This window comes from Nitrincola alkalisediminis (assembly GCF_009821115.1).
GTDB classification, from domain to species: domain Bacteria; phylum Pseudomonadota; class Gammaproteobacteria; order Pseudomonadales; family Balneatricaceae; genus Nitrincola; species Nitrincola alkalisediminis.
In genome coordinates this window covers 1-15,589 of the sequence record NZ_VYTY01000003.1, presented here as the reverse complement: position 1 = coordinate 15,589, position 15,589 = coordinate 1, and the positions used below count along the sequence as shown (strand labels likewise).

Sequence of the window (15,589 nt, the reverse complement as noted above, 5' to 3'; positions counted from 1 at the left end):
TCTGCTACAGCGGCGCGTGCAGGAATACAGGCTTTTAGCACAGCCCTAGTTTCTATGGCATCTAGGCTTGGGCGGTGTGACCCCGTTGTATAGACCTCCAAATTATGGGCAAAGCGCTTTTACCATCTCTGCGGCAAATACTGGGTGAAATACAAGGGCATCACGATATTGGTTTGTTCTAACGCTGAAGAGCCTTGTGTACCCGTTAACTTAAAGGTTTTACTTGGAGTACATTTTTCAACGTAGGATGCCAACGATTTTGCTCGTGTACGTTTGCCGCTTTTTACTTCGACAGGGATGATATCGCCTTCATCTGTTGCCAAAATAAATTCGATTTCGGCACGAGCATCATTCCATGAATAACTTGGGTCAATGCCAATGGCGGTGAGTTCTTGCTGCACAAAGTTTTCAGCTACATAGCCTCTGTAGTTATAAACAGAGAGATCATAGTTTTGTTGCTTAATCTCTTTATAACTGCTGCCCAGCATATGATTGAGCAGGCCCACATCGAACAGAAACAGCTTGACCATATTTTCTTTTTTATAGGCCGCAAGTGGTGATTTCGGCAACCCTTCAATAGGGTAGTTTGGCAAGGCTAAGCGGCAACAGTTAAGCCAATGGATTGCGGTTTCAAAATCGCTATATCGAGATTTACGCTCATGGACATATTTAAATTTAAAGCGTTTAACGGACTCATCGCTCACAAGTGATAGCTGCGCTGGAATGCTATTGAACACCGATTCAATCAGTGTGGCATCGACCTTGCCGGCGTATTTACCAAAATCGCGGCGATAACCTTCAACTAAATCGGCATGAATTTTAGTGACTTTTTCAACACGCTCTAAAATGCTTGAATCTTTAAACTGATACCAAGCAGAAACAGCTTCCGGCATACCGCCCGTAAAAAAGTAGTCCGTCAGTTTATCCATCAATTTAGTGTGCACTGCCGGTGTACTTGCTTGGCCATCAAACGCTTTGATCAGCGCTTGCTCATTTGATGCGTAAATAAACTCTTGAAAGGTCAGTGGTCGTAAATTGTATTGCTCTACCTTACCAACGGGGAAAGTGTTAAGCAAACCAATATTCGAGCCGCTGGCCGCGACAAAATAGGAAGGTGTTTTTTCAGCAAAATACTTTAGTGAGGTAACGGCACGTTCACATTCGCCAATTTCATCTAAGACCAGCAGATCTGTTTCTGGGTTAAACGCCTGATTGGTCAACAGCTCAATGTTCATGAGTAGCTCATCAGGTGACAGTGAGCCATCGAACGCTTCTTTGTAGGCGGGATTTTCAAGAAAGTCGATACGAAGAATGTTGGAAAAGGTATTACCAAACAACTCTTGTAGCAGATACGTTTTGCCCGTTTGCCTTGCACCATCGATCAATAATGGCTTGCGCACAGGTTGGTTTTTCCAAGCCATTAGGGCCTTGAGTAAGGTGCGCTGCATTGTCCTTTCCTGCCAATTATGATTGTTAATCAGCCTACACTATAACCCACCTTTCACTTTTATGCGCATAAAAGTGCATTATTTTACATTTTTATGCGCATAAAATCGTGATTTTGTGGCTTATGGTGTTCAGGGGCTCGTATCATCGCCTTGGCCAACGCGCAAGGAAAACCTAAAAGTAGGATATTAATCCAATTATGGTCATTAAAATGGGAATATAGTCCAATTTATTGCGCTATAGAGTTGCTTGAATTTCATAGTGGGACTATATTCCCATTAATGATTAAATAATGGGAATACAGTCCCTATGGTTGGTGATATGGCTAAGCGTGATTTACACAATGTGCTGTTTCCAAAGCAGCGCAAAATCCTGACTCATTTTGGTGAGGATTTGCTGTTGGCGATGAAACGACGTGGTTTTACAAAAAAGCTACTGTGCGAACGAACTGGCTTTGATCATAAAACCGTGAACAAAGTCTTCGCAGGTGATCCGGGCGTTGCCATAGGTACTTACTTAAAGGTAATGGCCGTACTTGGCATGGAAAGCAACTTTGCGGAAATGGCCGCTCATGATGAAGTTGGTATCAAGCTGCAAAACATAAAATTGCTGGAAGGTTCAAGATGAGCCGTGCAATCGTCGAAGTCTATGCCGACTGGCAGCCAATTGAAGCGCCTTTGCTAATAGGGCAGCTTACTTACAGCGACTCAAGCCGAGGTGGCGTGTTTAGTTTTGCCTACGATAAAGCGTTTTTAACCTCAGCCTATCGCTTGCAAATCGATCCAATCCTGACGCTTCACTCCGGTGAACTCTACAACGATGAAGCCGATAAAAACTTCCGTGCATTTCTTGATTCGTCGCCTGATAGATGGGGACGTATTTTAATGCAACGACGTGCGGCCATTGAAGCTCGCAAGGACATTCGAGCAACAAGTCGATTAAACGAGTTGGATTACCTGTTGGGCGTACATGACTCTTACCGAATGGGTGGTATTCGATTTAAGCGAGCAGGCTCGGATGCTTTCTTAGATGACAATGCTGAATTTGCTGCGCCGCCAATGTCGTCTCTGCGAGAGTTAGAGCACGCTGCAATGCAGATTGAAAAAGACGATAACATCGACAGTGACGAGTATTATCGCTGGTTGAAGATGCTGATTTCTCCAGGCTCATCATTAGGTGGCGCAAGGCCTAAGGCTTGTGCGACAGATGAACAAGGCCATTTGTGGATTGCCAAGTTTCCCAATCTAAATGATACCTTTGACGTGGGGGCGTGGGAGATGGTCTGTTATGAATTGGCTTTGGCGGCAGGTGTTGACATGTTTCCATGTGAGATTAGGCAGTTTTCCTCTCAGCATCATACCTTTTTAACAAAACGGTTTGACCGTGACGGCGATCAACGGCTGCATTTTTCATCGGCCATGACACAGCTCCAATACTATGATGGTGAACAATCTCAAGGTGCCAGCTACTTAGAGCTTGCTGAATTTATTTCCAATTCTGGTGCACAAACAGAAGCTGATTTAGCACAGCTATGGCGTCGTATCGTGTTTAATATTGCGGTGTCCAACACAGATGATCACCTGCGTAACCATGGGTTTTTATTAACAAAGAAGGGTTGGAAATTATCACCCGCTTACGACTTAAACCCAATAGTTGGTAAGCACGGCCTGCATCTGAACATTACAGATGCAGACAACGCTTTAGACTATCAATTAGCCTTTGACGTAAAAGACTTTTTTCGGCTTTCTCAAACCCAAGCCACGCAAGTTTACGATGAAGTATTAATTGCGGTGAAGCAATGGCAAGCCGTTGCTAAGCGCCTAGGGATCAGCCGAGCCGAACAAGCCATGAAAGAATCGGCGTTTAACGTTTAATGAGTAAGAAACGATGCACCCAGTATCAGCCCGTCACCTTAGAGTGTATGGGGTTGTTATGGCCCGAAACGGAAAATATTCTTGCACTATTATCAGTAGTTGATAAGGTGTTTGGCTTATGTATAAGTGTAATCCCCCCATTTTAAGCAGCAGTTATTCGTAGAAAGTTAAGCCGCTTGCAATAGTTGTTTAGGAGGTACGCCTCCGATAGCCGTATGAGGCCGTTCATTGTTATAAAGCCAAAGCCATTCTGTCGCAAGTTGTTGTGCTTGTTCAACGCTATCAAACAGATGTAAATCGAGCCATTCGTGGCGTGCTGTCCGATTAAATCGTTCAATATACGCGTTCTGTGTTGGCTTACCTGGTTGAATGTAAAGTAGCGTGATTCGACGCTTCTCTGCCCAGTTTATCAGCTCACCAGAGATATACTCAGGACCGTTGTCACAGCGAATGGCAGCAGGCTGTCCACGCCACTCAATCATTTGCTCTAGCGCCCGTATAACGCGTAGGCTCGGCAGTGACAGATCAACCTCAATACCCAAACCTTCACGGTTGTAATCGTCAATGACATTGAAGGTGCGCAGTGACCGGCCATCGGACAGATTGTCCGACATAAAATCCATTGACCATACCTGGTTGATAGCTGTGGGTACGCTCAACGCATCCGGCTTATCACGTTTAATGCGCCTCCTTGGTTTGATTCTCAGGTTCAACTCAAGCGCTTTGTAGATGCGATAAACCCGCTTGTGATTCCAGGTGAAGTGCTTCACATTACGCAAATACAAAAAGCATAAACCAAACCCCCAGCGTCGGTGAGTTTCAGTCAGGCGTAACAACCAGTCAGCAACCAACGCATTCTCGCCGCTGAGTTTGCACTGGTAGTGAAAGCAACTTTCGCTAATACCCATAGTGATGCAGGCAAAACGAATGCTGATCCCGTGACGTTGAATGGCTGCACGTGCCATCTCCTTGCGCTGAGATGGCTTTATAACTTTCCCTCTAGGGCTTCCTTGCGGATTTCAGCCTTGAGGCGTTCTTCTGCGTACATTTTTTTAAGACGCTTATTCTCGTCCTCAAGCTCTTTGAGCCGTTTCATCATGGATGCATCCATACCGCCAAATTTGGCACGCCACTTATAAAACTGAGCGGAGCTCATACCATGTTCGCGGCATAGCTCTGGCACTGGGACACCTTTCTCGTTTTGCTTCAGAATCGCTAGGATCTGACTGTCTGTGTATCGTGATTTACGCATAGAAAACTCCTTCGTTTAATTTTAACGGAATTTTCTACTTATAACTGCTCCGATTTTTCGGGAGGATTACATAAGCGTACAGTCTTTTTATTGTTCAAACGCTGTTTTACGCACCCGCTGACTGTAGAGGAAGTAGAGAGTGCGAGCAAATTATGCGAGTAAAGCAATGAGAAACGTCAAACAATCGCGCTGCGTAATTAGTATTACAGGTCAAACGCCCGACCCTGAGTATCCCGTCGATATCTGGTTCGACTCGCTTAAATCGTTGGCCAATGTGTTGTCAAGAGAAAACCAGCAGTTGTTAAAAGTGATTGCCGAGCAGCAGCCGCAATCGATAACTGAGCTGGCAGCACTTACCGGCCGTGCAGTCAGTAATGTGTCGAGAACACTGAAAACATTGTGCAAGTACAACTTGGTTGAAATGACAAAATCACAAAATGGATTGGCGGTAAAACTACGATATCAATCGATGTTGTTATTGATCCAGCCATTAGAATAAAAGGAATATCATGCAACAAGTCGGAATTTATGAGCAGCTTATAACGCAACTTATCGAGAGTCGTATTGACCGAGAGCGATTCTATGTCGGCGAACGTGAGCTCAATAGCAGTGAAGCATCAACATGGTTATCTCGCTTCCTCTCACACATTCTTGAGTATGCGATTGATTCTGTGCCTGCGGGTGATGATCGGCTGCAACAGCAAATTACTTTGTCCAACCAATTGTTATTGTGGTTAAAAACACAAATTCAGGATGATGATTTTATCGAAGACAACTTGCTTGCCAGTCAAGGTAAAATTCTAACTGCGCTCTATGAGCTCGAAAATCCTGTCTCAGCCAATTTAAAAAATTATATTAACGACATTTTTCCGTTAACGGGCTTAAGCCAAAGCGAGCTGTTTTGTGGCAGTAATGCGGGTTTGTCGCTTGAATCTGAATTGAAGCGAGAGATTCTGTCTGCGGATAAAATTTACTGGTTAGTGTCATTTATTAAGTGGGCAGGGATCCGCATTTTTCGCAAAGAGCTAGAAGAGTTTACCTCAAGTGGGCGCGAGCTAAAAATCATCACCACCTCATACATGGGAGCAACGGATGCCAAAGCGGTGGAGTATTTGGCGAGTTTACCGAATACCGAGGTGAAGTTGAGTTACAACACTGAGCGTGAACGTTTACATGCCAAGAGCTACTTATTTTTACGCAACACGGGTTATCACACTGGTTATATCGGCTCTTCCAATCTTTCCCATTCAGCGCTAACCAATGGCTTAGAGTGGAATTTAAAAATCACTTCACAAGAAATCCCACACATTATCAATAAATCATTGAGCACCTTTGAAACCTATTGGGTTTCTAATGATTTTGAACACTTTAGTGGCGATGCAACAAGCAGTGAAAAACTCAAAAAAGCCTTGAGTCAGCAGCGCGGAGGTTTTGAGGCCAGCCCGACGCACTTCTTTGATATCTCTCCGTTTCCTCATCAAAGTGACATTTTGGAACAACTGGCCGTTGAGCGTAGTGTTCACCAGCGCTTTCGTAATTTAGTCGTTGCGGCTACCGGCACCGGAAAAACCCTGATTTCGGCCTTTGATTTTGCGCGCATTATCAAAGCCAAGCCGCAGGCTAAGTTCTTATTTGTCGCTCACCGAGAAGAAATCTTAAAACAAGCCAGAGCGGCATATCGTGGGGTGTTGCGTAACGGTACGTTTGGTGACCTTTGGGTGGGCGGACATACACCAGAGCATTATCGGCAGTTGTTTGTTTCTATTCAAACTCTGAACAATCAGCTTACTCAGCTTAACCTAACTGCTGACTATTATGACTACATTGTCATTGATGAGGTGCATCATATTGCAGCTTCAAGTTATCGCGCGCTGCTGGAGCACTTTTCCCCAACTATTTTACTCGGCCTGACTGCAACACCTGAGAGGCATGATGGCGGTGATATTTTAGCGGATTTTGGTGGCGTGATTGCGGCAGAGATCCGTTTGCCGGAAGCGATTAATCGTCGCCACCTTTGTCCATTTCAGTATTTTGCTATTGATGATGATACCGACCTTCGCAACATTGCATGGAGTCGTGGACGTTACGATATCGCTCAACTGACCAATCTGTATACCCACAACCAAGTCCGCTTTGACAAGATTTTGCTGAGTATGCAGGAGATCATCACTGATATACGCAAAATGAAAGCATTGGCCTTTTGTGTGAGCAAAGAACATGCACTGTACATGACAGAGCAACTCTTATTAAAAGGCGTTAAAGCGGATGTGTTGACCAGTGATAACAGCCTCGAGCGGCAACAAAAGCAGCAAGCGATTCGTTCTGGCAGCATTAACGTGCTTTGCGTGGTCGATATCTTTAATGAAGGTGTAGATATTCCCGAAGTCGATACGTTATTGTTTTTACGACCGACAGAAAGCCTCACCATTTTCTTGCAACAGCTTGGCCGAGGTTGGCGTTTAGCCGAAGGCAAAGAATGTTGTACCGTGCTGGATTTTGTTGGTAATTCCCGCCCAGAGTATGACTTTGCCAATAAATTTAGAGCCTTAATCGGTAAAAGTCATCGCGCGATCAGCGAAGAAATAAAGCAAGGGTTCCCCCACGCACCACTGGGTTGTCGCATTGAGTTGAGTAAGCGCACGCAAGAAATGGTGCTCAGCAACATTCGTCAAGCTTCATTAACGTTGAAGCGCCTAGTCGCAATGATCCGCCAGTATCCAGAGCATTCCACACTGCCGTTAACGCTTTCGAACTTCTTAATCCTAAATCCGCATATCGACTTGAATGAACTTTATAAACGGGGCAGTTGGTCGCAGCTGGTTCAGCAAGCTAAGGATGAAATCAACGAAAACTCAGTTGATGAAGATCTGCTGAAAATGCATAGAAAGGCTATTCATAACCGAATTTTGACCTGTGATGATCATGCCTATTTGAGTTTCTTAAAACAGCTTTGCCAAAGTAATTTTGTTATTGAAGATGCTGACCATCGTTATGCCTTAATGTGTCATTTCGATTTTTGGCAGAAAACGGGGCCTGAATGTGGATTCGATTCCATTGTTCAAAGCTTAGCGAAACTGAATGCTTGCGAGTTAAAAGCAGAGTTAATGGATGTTGTGAATTGGCAACTCGCACAAACCAAGCATGAGCAATCGGCAATGCACGCTTTGTCTGAGGTTTCACTAAGGCTGCATGCACGTTATGCGCGTGAGCAAATATTGGTGGCATTTGGTGCGACCACGTTTGAGCGTCAGCCGCCAGCACGAGAAGGTGTGTTTGTTCTGAAAGATCAAAATATTGAACTGATGTTTGTCACCTTAGACAAAAACGAAAAGCAGTTTTCACCCACTACTATGTATCACGATTACGCGATCAACGAACACCTGTTTCACTGGCAGTCGCAAAATAGCGCAAGGCCCGACAAAGGACGTGGTTTGGAGTACATCAAGCATCAAAATATTGGTAAGCGTCTGTTTTTATTTGTGCGTGAGCAAAGCAAAGATGAATACGGCCGAACCATGGGTTTTGTAAATTATGGTGAAGTGGAGTATGTATCGCATACAAGTTCACAGCCGATGAGTATTACTTGGCAATTAAAAGAGCCAATGCCGCATTTTATGTGGCAACAAGCCGCTAAGTTGGCGGTGGGGTAATCTATTCAATATTCTGCACCTGCTCTCGCATCTGCTCAATCAACACCTTCAAGTCCACCGCGTAGTGAGTCGTGAGTGTGGCAATCGATTTAGAGGCTAAAGTGTTCGCCTCACGGTTAAGCTCCTGCATTAAAAAATCCAAGCGCCGCCCACTGGCCTCCTCTACCCCCAAGACTCGCTCAACTTCCTGTAAGTGTGTCTCTAATCGATCCAACTCTTCGGCAACATCCGCTTTTTGTGCCAAGATCACTATCTCTTGCTCCAAACGGCTTGGATCTAACTGTTCCTTAAAACTCTCCAGCCGAGAGCCTAACTGCAAGGACTGGGCGGCGAGTAAATCCGGTAATTTCTGTTTAACCTTCTCTAATATCAAGCGAATATCATCTATACGATTCTGAATCAGCAGCGCTAATTGTGCCCCCTCTCTCGCCCTTGCACTTTCTAGCTCATCTACAGCAAGGTGAAAGGCAGCCAATGCAGCTTGGGACAAGGCTTCGATATTCAACGTCTGCGCTTGCAACGCACCCGGCCACTTCATCAACTCAAGAGGCGAGATAGGATGAGAAGTGTCTAGCTGATCGTTCAGCTGTTTTGACAGCACAATTAACTGGCTGACCAATGCTTGGTTAAGCTCGAGTTGATCGGTGCCCTCTTCTGCCTGATAACGCAGCGCACACTCAATTTTTCCTCTCGCAAAACGGTTTTTTAGCACATCACGCAGTAATGGCTCCAGCGAACGAAATGCTTCAGGTAATTTAAAATGCAGTTCTAAATAACGACTATTAACAGAGCGCAGCTCCCAAGTCAGCTCACAGGATTGATGGATTTGGCTTTGGCGTGCAAAAGCTGTCATGCTGCGTGTCATAATCATCGCTTCTCGTTTAGAATAGGCAATCAATTCTAACAGTCCTGAGCGTCCAGCTCTATGCATACAACTGAAAGGAAACACCATGAGTTCTCCGCTGTCTGAGCAGCTAAAAAATCTGGGTCTGGATAAACTGCGTGCCGGTGGGCGTGCACCCGACCAGTTACGCCCGATAAAAATCACTCGTAATTTCACACAGCATGCCGAAGGCTCTGTGTTGGTTGAGTTTGGAAATACCAAGGTGATCTGTACTGCCTCTGTAGACCGTGGTGTTCCTCGTTTTCTTCGTGGCTCAGGCTCCGGTTGGGTGACAGCAGAATACGGCATGTTGCCGCGTGCAACCAATACACGTAATGATCGCGAAGCCACTAAGGGTAAACAAAGTGGACGGACGCTTGAAATTCAACGACTGATTGGGCGCTCGTTGCGTGCCGCGGTAGATCTTAAAAAACTCGGTGAGAACACAATTTTAATTGATTGTGATGTCATTCAAGCCGATGGTGGAACCCGTACAGCCTCTATAACCGGAGCCTATGTAGCGCTGGTCGATGCGATTAATGTTTTACGCCGAGACAAAAATGGCGCGGTAAAAGGCAATCCGCTAAAACAAGCCATCGCTGCTATATCCGTTGGGATACACAAAGGCCAAGCCATTCTAGACTTGGACTATAACGAAGATTCTGATGCCGAAACCGACATGAATGTTGTTATGACAGACCAAGGAGGCTTCATTGAAGTTCAAGGTACAGCAGAAGGTGCCGCTTACTCGCAAGAACAGCTTAATGAAATGCTGGGGCTTGCCCAAAAAGGCATCAAAGAGTTGTTAGAGATACAAAAAACAGCGTTATCAAACACCTAAGAACAAGATACTGAGAGGGCACTGTTCGTGTCCTCTCTCATGTTTCTAAGTTTAAAATGTCAGGTCATAATCAATAATTAGAGGCGCATGTTCAGAGAAGCGCTGCTCTTTGTAAATAGACACAGACTTGACTGATTTACGCAAGTTCGGCGTGGTGATTTGATAATCTAACCGCGCACCTTCATTGAGCTTCCAGGCACGGTTATACTCCGGCCACCAAGTGTACTGTCGCTCCGCTTTATTCACCTGACGAAAAGCATCTACAAAAGCCATTTCACCAAAAACTTCTTCAATCCAGACACGCTCTTCAGCCAAAAAGCCAGACACTCGTTGATTGACGTACCAATTACTCAAATCTATTGGTTTATGTGCAATATTGAACGTGCCTGTAAAAATGAAATCACGACGCTTACGGAGTGTCTTTTTCAAGTGCCCCATAAATAAATCTAAATATTCCATTTTCGCCGCTTGCGCTTCATCACTTTTCAGACCAGATGGGATCGTCAACGATGATATGCTGAATTTGTCAAAATCCGCTTGGATAAAGCGCCCATTAAAATCACACTGTTCAAACCCAAGGCCAGTCATGATGGCTTTGGGCACATGTCGAGTGTAGATCGCGACTCCACTGAATCCATCCTCGAACGCATCAAAGAAATAGGCATGATAGCCCTCAGGATGATAGCGTTCGTCATCCAGCTGATACTCTTTGGCTCGCAAACTTTGCAAACAGACAACGTCTGCATCTTGCTTAACCATCCAGTCAAAAAAGCCTTTTTCAGCTGCTTGTTCAATACCCTGTGTATTGAATGAAATCACGCGCATAGTAAGTTAGCCCCATTGAGCAAGTAGCCAGTTATACTTATTGACTATAGATTGTATCGGGAAGCGACCAAAAATGAAATTTATATCCAATCAATTAATGACGGATATGGGATCAGACAGGTATTATTGTTCGTACACCATCAGACGAAACCAGTGAAATACTAAAATGCTTGACTATCAACGTGAGTTTATTGAGTTTGCTATTGAAAAAAATGTCCTCAGATTTGGCGAGTTCACGCTCAAGTCAGGACGTGTCAGTCCCTATTTTTTTAATGCAGGTTTATTCTGTACAGGGGAAGCACTGGCGCGTTTGGGTAAATTTTACGCAGCGGCCTTGATCAATTCCGGAATAGACTATGACGTTCTATTAGGTCCTGCCTATAAAGGTATTCCATTAGCCGCGAGCACGGCCGTCGCGTTATACACTGATCATAATATTGACACACCTTATGTGTTCAATCGCAAAGAAGCGAAGGATCATGGCGAGGGCGGTAGCTTGGTTGGCGCGCCATTGATTGGCAGAGCCTTAATTATTGATGATGTTATCACGGCAGGCACAGCCATCCGTGAAGTCATGGAGATCATACAACAGGCCAATGCGGAACCTGCTGGTGTTCTGATTGCACTGAATCGTCAAGAAAAGGGAACGGGCGAACTCTCCGCTATCCAAGAAGTAGAATTGGATTTCAACATCCCTGTTGCCAGTATTATTACACTCAATCTGTTAATTGATTACTTGCAAGAGCGCGGCGACTTAACCAAGCAATTAGACGCCATCAAACGCTACAGAGACAGCTACGGTGTTGCCTAACCGTAGCTGCTTAGCCACTCACGAATGCGCTCGGCCGGGTCAGGATGCAACGAAACATCACTCACGACGGCAATGATGTCAGCACCTGATGCTAAAACAGCGCTCGAGCGCTCCAACGTAATGCCACCTATGACACAAAGCGGAATCTGACCCAGCTGGGCTTTCCACTCAGAAATACGCTCTAGCCCTTGCGCAGACCAAGTCAACGACTTCGTTTGCGTAGGGTAAATAGGGCCTAGAGCTATGTAGTCAGGATTTAACAAGAGTGCACGCTCAAGTTCTTCTTGTGAGTGAGTGCTGATACCTAACGAAATCCCTGCTCTGCGTAACGCATTTACATCGGCTTGGATAAGGTCTTCTTGCCCTAAATGCACCCAATCAGCCCCCTCTTCTATGGCCAACTGCCAATGATCATTAATCACCAACATCATATTGGCCTCACGGGCAATGGCTAGGCTTTGACGAATGCGATCTCGTATCGTCTCATGCCCTCCTGACTTAATCCGAAGTTGTGCAAAGCGAACATCTAATCGCGCAGCCAGCTCAACTCCTTCAACAGAATCGAGCAACGGATAGAAAATGGGAAGAGACGTCATAACCAGGCCTTACCTATCACGGGGGTGGATGGAGAGGCCATATCGCGCACTTCCATCGGTCCAGCCTGATAACCTAGGGCACCAGCCTGGATAGCTAGCGAAAATGCCTGTGCCATTTTGACAGGGTCTTGCGCTTTGGCAACAGCGGTATTCAGTAGAATGGCATCGAAACCTAGCTCCATTGCTCTAGCGGCATGAGAAGGAAGACCGATTCCGGCATCTACAACTAAAGGAATGTCAGGAAAGTAGTTTCGTAAGGTTTTTAGTGCATACACGTTGTTCAGGCCTAAGCCCGAGCCAATAGGTGCTCCCCAGGGCATTAATACTCGGCAACCCACTTCAACCAATCGATCCGCTAAAACCAGATCATCCGTCATGTAAGGAAAAACTTGAAACCCATCCTCACTCAGAATCCGAGCGGCTTCAACCAATGCAAAGGGTTCTGGCTGTAATGTATCCGTATGACCGATAACTTCTAATTTAATCCAAGGTGTATCAAAGACTTCTCGCGCCATGTACGCAGTTGTCACGGCCTCTTTCACTGAATAGCACCCTGCTGTATTAGGAAGTAAACGCAAGTTCATAGACTTAATTAAAGACCAAAAATCCTGTCCTGCGCCCTGCTCACGACGTAAAGACACTGTCGCAATTTCGGCACCAGATACTTTAAAAGCGTCTTTCAATATTGCAGGAGAAGGGTAAAGTGCCGTGCCAAGCATCAAAGGATTTGTGATGTCGACATCGTAAAATCTAGCCATGTTAGCCACCTTGCATAGGGGAAACGACTTCCAGCCGATCTCCCTCTGTCAATTGTAATTGATGACGCTGAGAACGAGGTACAAACTCTCCATTCACGGCGGTTGCAATATGCTGATCTGACACACCTAACAAAACCAAGCACTCTGCCAAACTTGAGGCGTTAACTTCAACGTTCTCACCATTAAATAGTACATTCATCCATCAACTCCGGTTGTTTATGAGTCAATATGTAGTCTGCCGTCATCTCGGCTAGCGCCGGAGCCAAGAGATACCCGTGCCGATAAAGGCCATTAATAAATAGCCTGTTGCCTCTGCGTCGTATTCTCGGAAGGTTATCTGGGAAGGCTGGACGTACATCCACGCCAATTTCAAGAACCTCAGACTCGGCAAAGGCAGGATGAAGAGCGTAAGCAGCCGATAAAAGTTCTAACATCGAACGAGCAGTAATACGAGATCGATCTGAAGATTCAATCATCGTCGCACCCAGCATATACACCCCACTCCCTCGTGGTACGATATATAGAGGCATACGCGGATGAATAAAGCGAACTGGACGACTAATATTAAGTTCAGGATTCTTTAAGATTAACATTTCACCCTTAACACCGCGCAGATCCGCTAAGGTATCCTTCGCTGCCAACCCCCGACAATCGATTGTGAGTATGTCACTTAAAGGCTCCTCTTGAGTACATACAACACCCTGAGACGCTAAAGTATCGACAAGACGTGCCAGCGCAACTCTGGGGTCGAGGTGAGCTTCAGAGTCGAAATAAAGCCCCTGACGTATATGACCCGCTAAATCGGGCTCTAACTCAGCAATAGAAAGGTGATCCACCCAGCGATGCTGGCGAGTCATACTGGCAAAACGCAATAACTCATTTTTATCACGCTTGGCCGATAAAACTAACGAGCCTTTATACTCAACAGCGCCCGTAAACTTCTGCCACCAAGATGCTGCACGTGTACCCAAGCGTATGACGGGCTCTTCGGCACTCTCACCTTCGCAGAAGGGCGCTAGCATGCCACCTGCCCACCATGAGCATGCATGCGGACCTGGCGGACGATGCGTGTCGTGTAAGCTGACTTCAACACCGCGAGAAGATAGCTCATTTGCAACGCATAGACCTGCAACCCCTGCACCTACTACTTGTACTCTCATCATTCCCCCTAGATAGGTCAATATGAGCGATATGCAAATATTAAAATTAGCGGATTAAACGTATGGGGAATAAGCATGGGGGAATGGCAAAGCACAAGAAGATCACCGTTCCCTTCGCCGGTATTACCCGTATCAGGTTCGATGGGTTAGTTTATAAAACTTCTCAGCCTTTCACGGCACCCCAACGGATGCATTGATGATATAGAGTGGCTAGCAGAGTGTAAAGAGAGGTGGAGAGAGACAATTAGTGTGCTGCTTCCTTGCAGCGGAGCCACGATCCTGTGAGATAGACAGAGGCCTGAATCCTTCAGGCAATCACAATCCCTTGCGCTCTGTCTTGATGAGATTATCAAGATAAAGGCTTAGGCTGTATATAGGAGTTCTTCCTAAAGAGTCATCAATATAAAAAATACAAGGGTGGCAGTAGCAAAGAAGCTTCATATACTCTATTGCAGTAAAGAATCATCTATAGAAACCCACTCGTCCGCACTTGCAATTAACGAATGGGCGGTGAGCCCAGGAACACTAAACAAATAACTATAAACCTGATATCGCTCCCTAAGGGTGTGCAATAATAAATCAAAATCACCGTCTCCAGACAATAAAATTACTCGGTCGACAGCCTCTGCACAAAGCAATGCGTCTATAGTAATACCGACATCCCAGTCACCTTTGGCAGAGCCATCACCACGTTGAATATAGGGCTTGAGCTTTACATCAAATCCGATATGTCTCAGGGCATCCTGAAACTTTTGCTGCTGTGAATCTCCACGATCTATCGCGTAGGCAGTAGCAAGCACTATGTCGCCAAGTTCACTCGCTACCTGCCAAAAAGCACGATAATTAAACTGCCGTCCAAATACTTGACGTGTGGTGTAATAAATATTTTGAACATCGACAAAAATGGCTATTCGGGTCAAAACAGATTCTCTTGATATGAATTGGAGGATCGGGACTACCTGATGATAACCCTGAACTCATCATAGATACTATAACTGAAGCAACGAGCTAACTATAAAAGCCCCATAGCAAGATTGTACGGCATGTAATTTATCAATCTACAAACGGCTTTAGATAGATGAATATATTTCGAATTGCAAAAATACTTAATATTTAAAGAGAAAACTGTACTGGAGAGGTTATATGGAGTGAGAATCTTTGATTCTGCTATTTTGCATCCATGCAGCTGCATCCCTGCAGCCATACACCTTCCTTGAAGGAGACAGAGGCCCACTCCCTGTGGGCTGTCGCAATCCTTTGCGCTCTGTCTTGAGGCTATTTTCAGCGATTCACCTTGGTGTGTATATAGGAGTTTTTCCTAAAATCATCCCAAAGGTACTCTTTTTCATTTCAATTTAAATTCTGTAAAAGCAAAAAGCCCCTGACTCATGGAATCAGGGGCTTCTCTAAATAAATGCCTGGCGATGACCTACTCTCACATGGGGAAACCCCACACTACCATCGGCGATGACGCGTTTCACTTCTGAGTTCGG

The 15,589-nt window shown here is 45.4% G+C and carries 15 protein-coding genes, 1 rRNA gene and 1 riboswitch; of the genes, 6 read left to right on the top strand and 10 right to left on the bottom strand.

All coding sequences use genetic code 11. From position 1 onward, the window contains the following. Positions 1–119: 119 nt before the first annotated feature. A complete protein-coding gene (locus tag F5971_RS05510; RefSeq protein WP_193494374.1) occupies positions 120–1,448 on the bottom strand; it encodes an ATP-binding protein in 1,329 nt (442 codons plus the stop codon). Positions 1,449–1,767: 319 nt separating this feature from the next. On the opposite strand from F5971_RS05510, the gene F5971_RS05505 reads away from it, so the two are divergent. Further along, on the top strand, positions 1,768–2,073 hold the full coding sequence (locus F5971_RS05505; protein ID WP_004249763.1) for a helix-turn-helix domain-containing protein: 306 nt from the start codon (positions 1,768–1,770) through the stop codon (positions 2,071–2,073). After that, a complete protein-coding gene (locus tag F5971_RS05500) occupies positions 2,070–3,320 on the top strand; it encodes a type II toxin-antitoxin system HipA family toxin (protein WP_193494373.1) in 1,251 nt (416 codons plus the stop codon). The genes F5971_RS05505 and F5971_RS05500 overlap by 4 nt, the downstream gene beginning before the upstream one ends. A 167-nt stretch (positions 3,321–3,487) precedes the next feature. On the opposite strand, the gene F5971_RS05495 is transcribed toward F5971_RS05500, so the two are convergent. Beyond that, positions 3,488–4,572, bottom strand: a protein-coding gene (locus F5971_RS05495) for an IS3 family transposase (RefSeq protein WP_193494372.1) whose coding sequence is annotated in 2 segments (ribosomal slippage) — positions 3,488–4,311 and positions 4,311–4,572 — 1,086 coding nt in all. Because the reading frame shifts where the segments join, the coding sequence is not laid out codon by codon here. Between the two features lie 166 nt (positions 4,573–4,738). Between F5971_RS05495 and F5971_RS05490 the strand changes: the two genes are divergently transcribed. Both F5971_RS05490 and F5971_RS05485 read left to right on the top strand, forming a co-directional pair. Then, positions 4,739–5,071 (top strand): HVO_A0114 family putative DNA-binding protein, encoded by a 333-nt coding sequence (locus F5971_RS05490; protein ID WP_193494371.1) that lies wholly within the window; start codon positions 4,739–4,741, stop codon positions 5,069–5,071. A gap of 10 nt (positions 5,072–5,081) precedes the next feature. Next, a complete protein-coding gene (locus tag F5971_RS05485; RefSeq protein WP_193494370.1) occupies positions 5,082–8,222 on the top strand; it encodes a DEAD/DEAH box helicase in 3,141 nt (1,046 codons plus the stop codon). Between the two features lies 1 nt (position 8,223). Here F5971_RS05485 and F5971_RS05480 read toward each other — a convergent pair whose 3' ends face one another. Next, positions 8,224–9,174 carry a YicC/YloC family endoribonuclease gene (locus tag F5971_RS05480; RefSeq protein ID WP_343042561.1) on the bottom strand — a complete coding sequence of 317 codons (951 nt, stop codon included), beginning with the start codon at positions 9,172–9,174 and terminating at the stop codon, positions 8,224–8,226. On the opposite strand from F5971_RS05480, the gene rph reads away from it, so the two are divergent. Continuing rightward, positions 9,173–9,946, top strand: a complete 774-nt coding sequence (rph, locus tag F5971_RS05475) for a ribonuclease PH (RefSeq protein WP_051514022.1) — start codon at positions 9,173–9,175, stop codon at positions 9,944–9,946. The genes F5971_RS05480 and rph overlap by 2 nt on opposite strands. Before the next feature lie 51 nt (positions 9,947–9,997). On the opposite strand, the gene F5971_RS05470 is transcribed toward rph, so the two are convergent. Continuing rightward, on the bottom strand, positions 9,998–10,771 hold the full coding sequence (locus tag F5971_RS05470) for an exodeoxyribonuclease III (RefSeq protein WP_112157927.1): 774 nt from the start codon (positions 10,769–10,771) through the stop codon (positions 9,998–10,000). A gap of 166 nt (positions 10,772–10,937) precedes the next feature. On the opposite strand from F5971_RS05470, the gene pyrE reads away from it, so the two are divergent. After that, the gene (gene pyrE, locus F5971_RS05465) at positions 10,938–11,582 is read left to right on the top strand and encodes an orotate phosphoribosyltransferase (RefSeq protein ID WP_193494369.1); all 645 of its coding nucleotides are present in this window, start codon (positions 10,938–10,940) and stop codon (positions 11,580–11,582) included. Here pyrE and F5971_RS05460 read toward each other — a convergent pair. The 6 genes from F5971_RS05460 to rrf form a co-directional block, all read right to left on the bottom strand. Beyond that, on the bottom strand, positions 11,579–12,178 hold the full coding sequence (locus tag F5971_RS05460; RefSeq protein ID WP_193494368.1) for a thiamine phosphate synthase: 600 nt from the start codon (positions 12,176–12,178) through the stop codon (positions 11,579–11,581). The genes pyrE and F5971_RS05460 overlap by 4 nt on opposite strands. Next, complete coding sequence (locus F5971_RS05455) at positions 12,175–12,936, bottom strand: thiazole synthase (protein ID WP_193494367.1); 762 nt, start codon at positions 12,934–12,936, stop codon at positions 12,175–12,177. The genes F5971_RS05460 and F5971_RS05455 overlap by 4 nt, the downstream gene beginning before the upstream one ends. Before the next feature lies 1 nt (position 12,937). Continuing rightward, positions 12,938–13,135: a sulfur carrier protein ThiS gene (thiS, locus tag F5971_RS05450; RefSeq protein ID WP_193494366.1), complete on the bottom strand. Its 198-nt coding sequence runs from the start codon at positions 13,133–13,135 to the stop codon at positions 12,938–12,940. Then, positions 13,119–14,096 carry an FAD-dependent oxidoreductase gene (locus tag F5971_RS05445; protein ID WP_223116264.1) on the bottom strand — a complete coding sequence of 326 codons (978 nt, stop codon included), beginning with the start codon at positions 14,094–14,096 and terminating at the stop codon, positions 13,119–13,121. The genes thiS and F5971_RS05445 overlap by 17 nt, the downstream gene beginning before the upstream one ends. A 92-nt stretch (positions 14,097–14,188) precedes the next feature. After that, positions 14,189–14,290, bottom strand: a riboswitch (TPP riboswitch). A gap of 252 nt (positions 14,291–14,542) precedes the next feature. Then, entirely contained in the window at positions 14,543–15,016 is a 474-nt protein-coding gene (locus tag F5971_RS05440) for an NYN domain-containing protein (protein WP_193494364.1), read from the bottom strand. 496 nt (positions 15,017–15,512) lie between these two features. Continuing rightward, positions 15,513–15,589: ribosomal RNA gene (rrf, locus tag F5971_RS18795) — 5S ribosomal RNA — on the bottom strand; the annotation flags it as partial.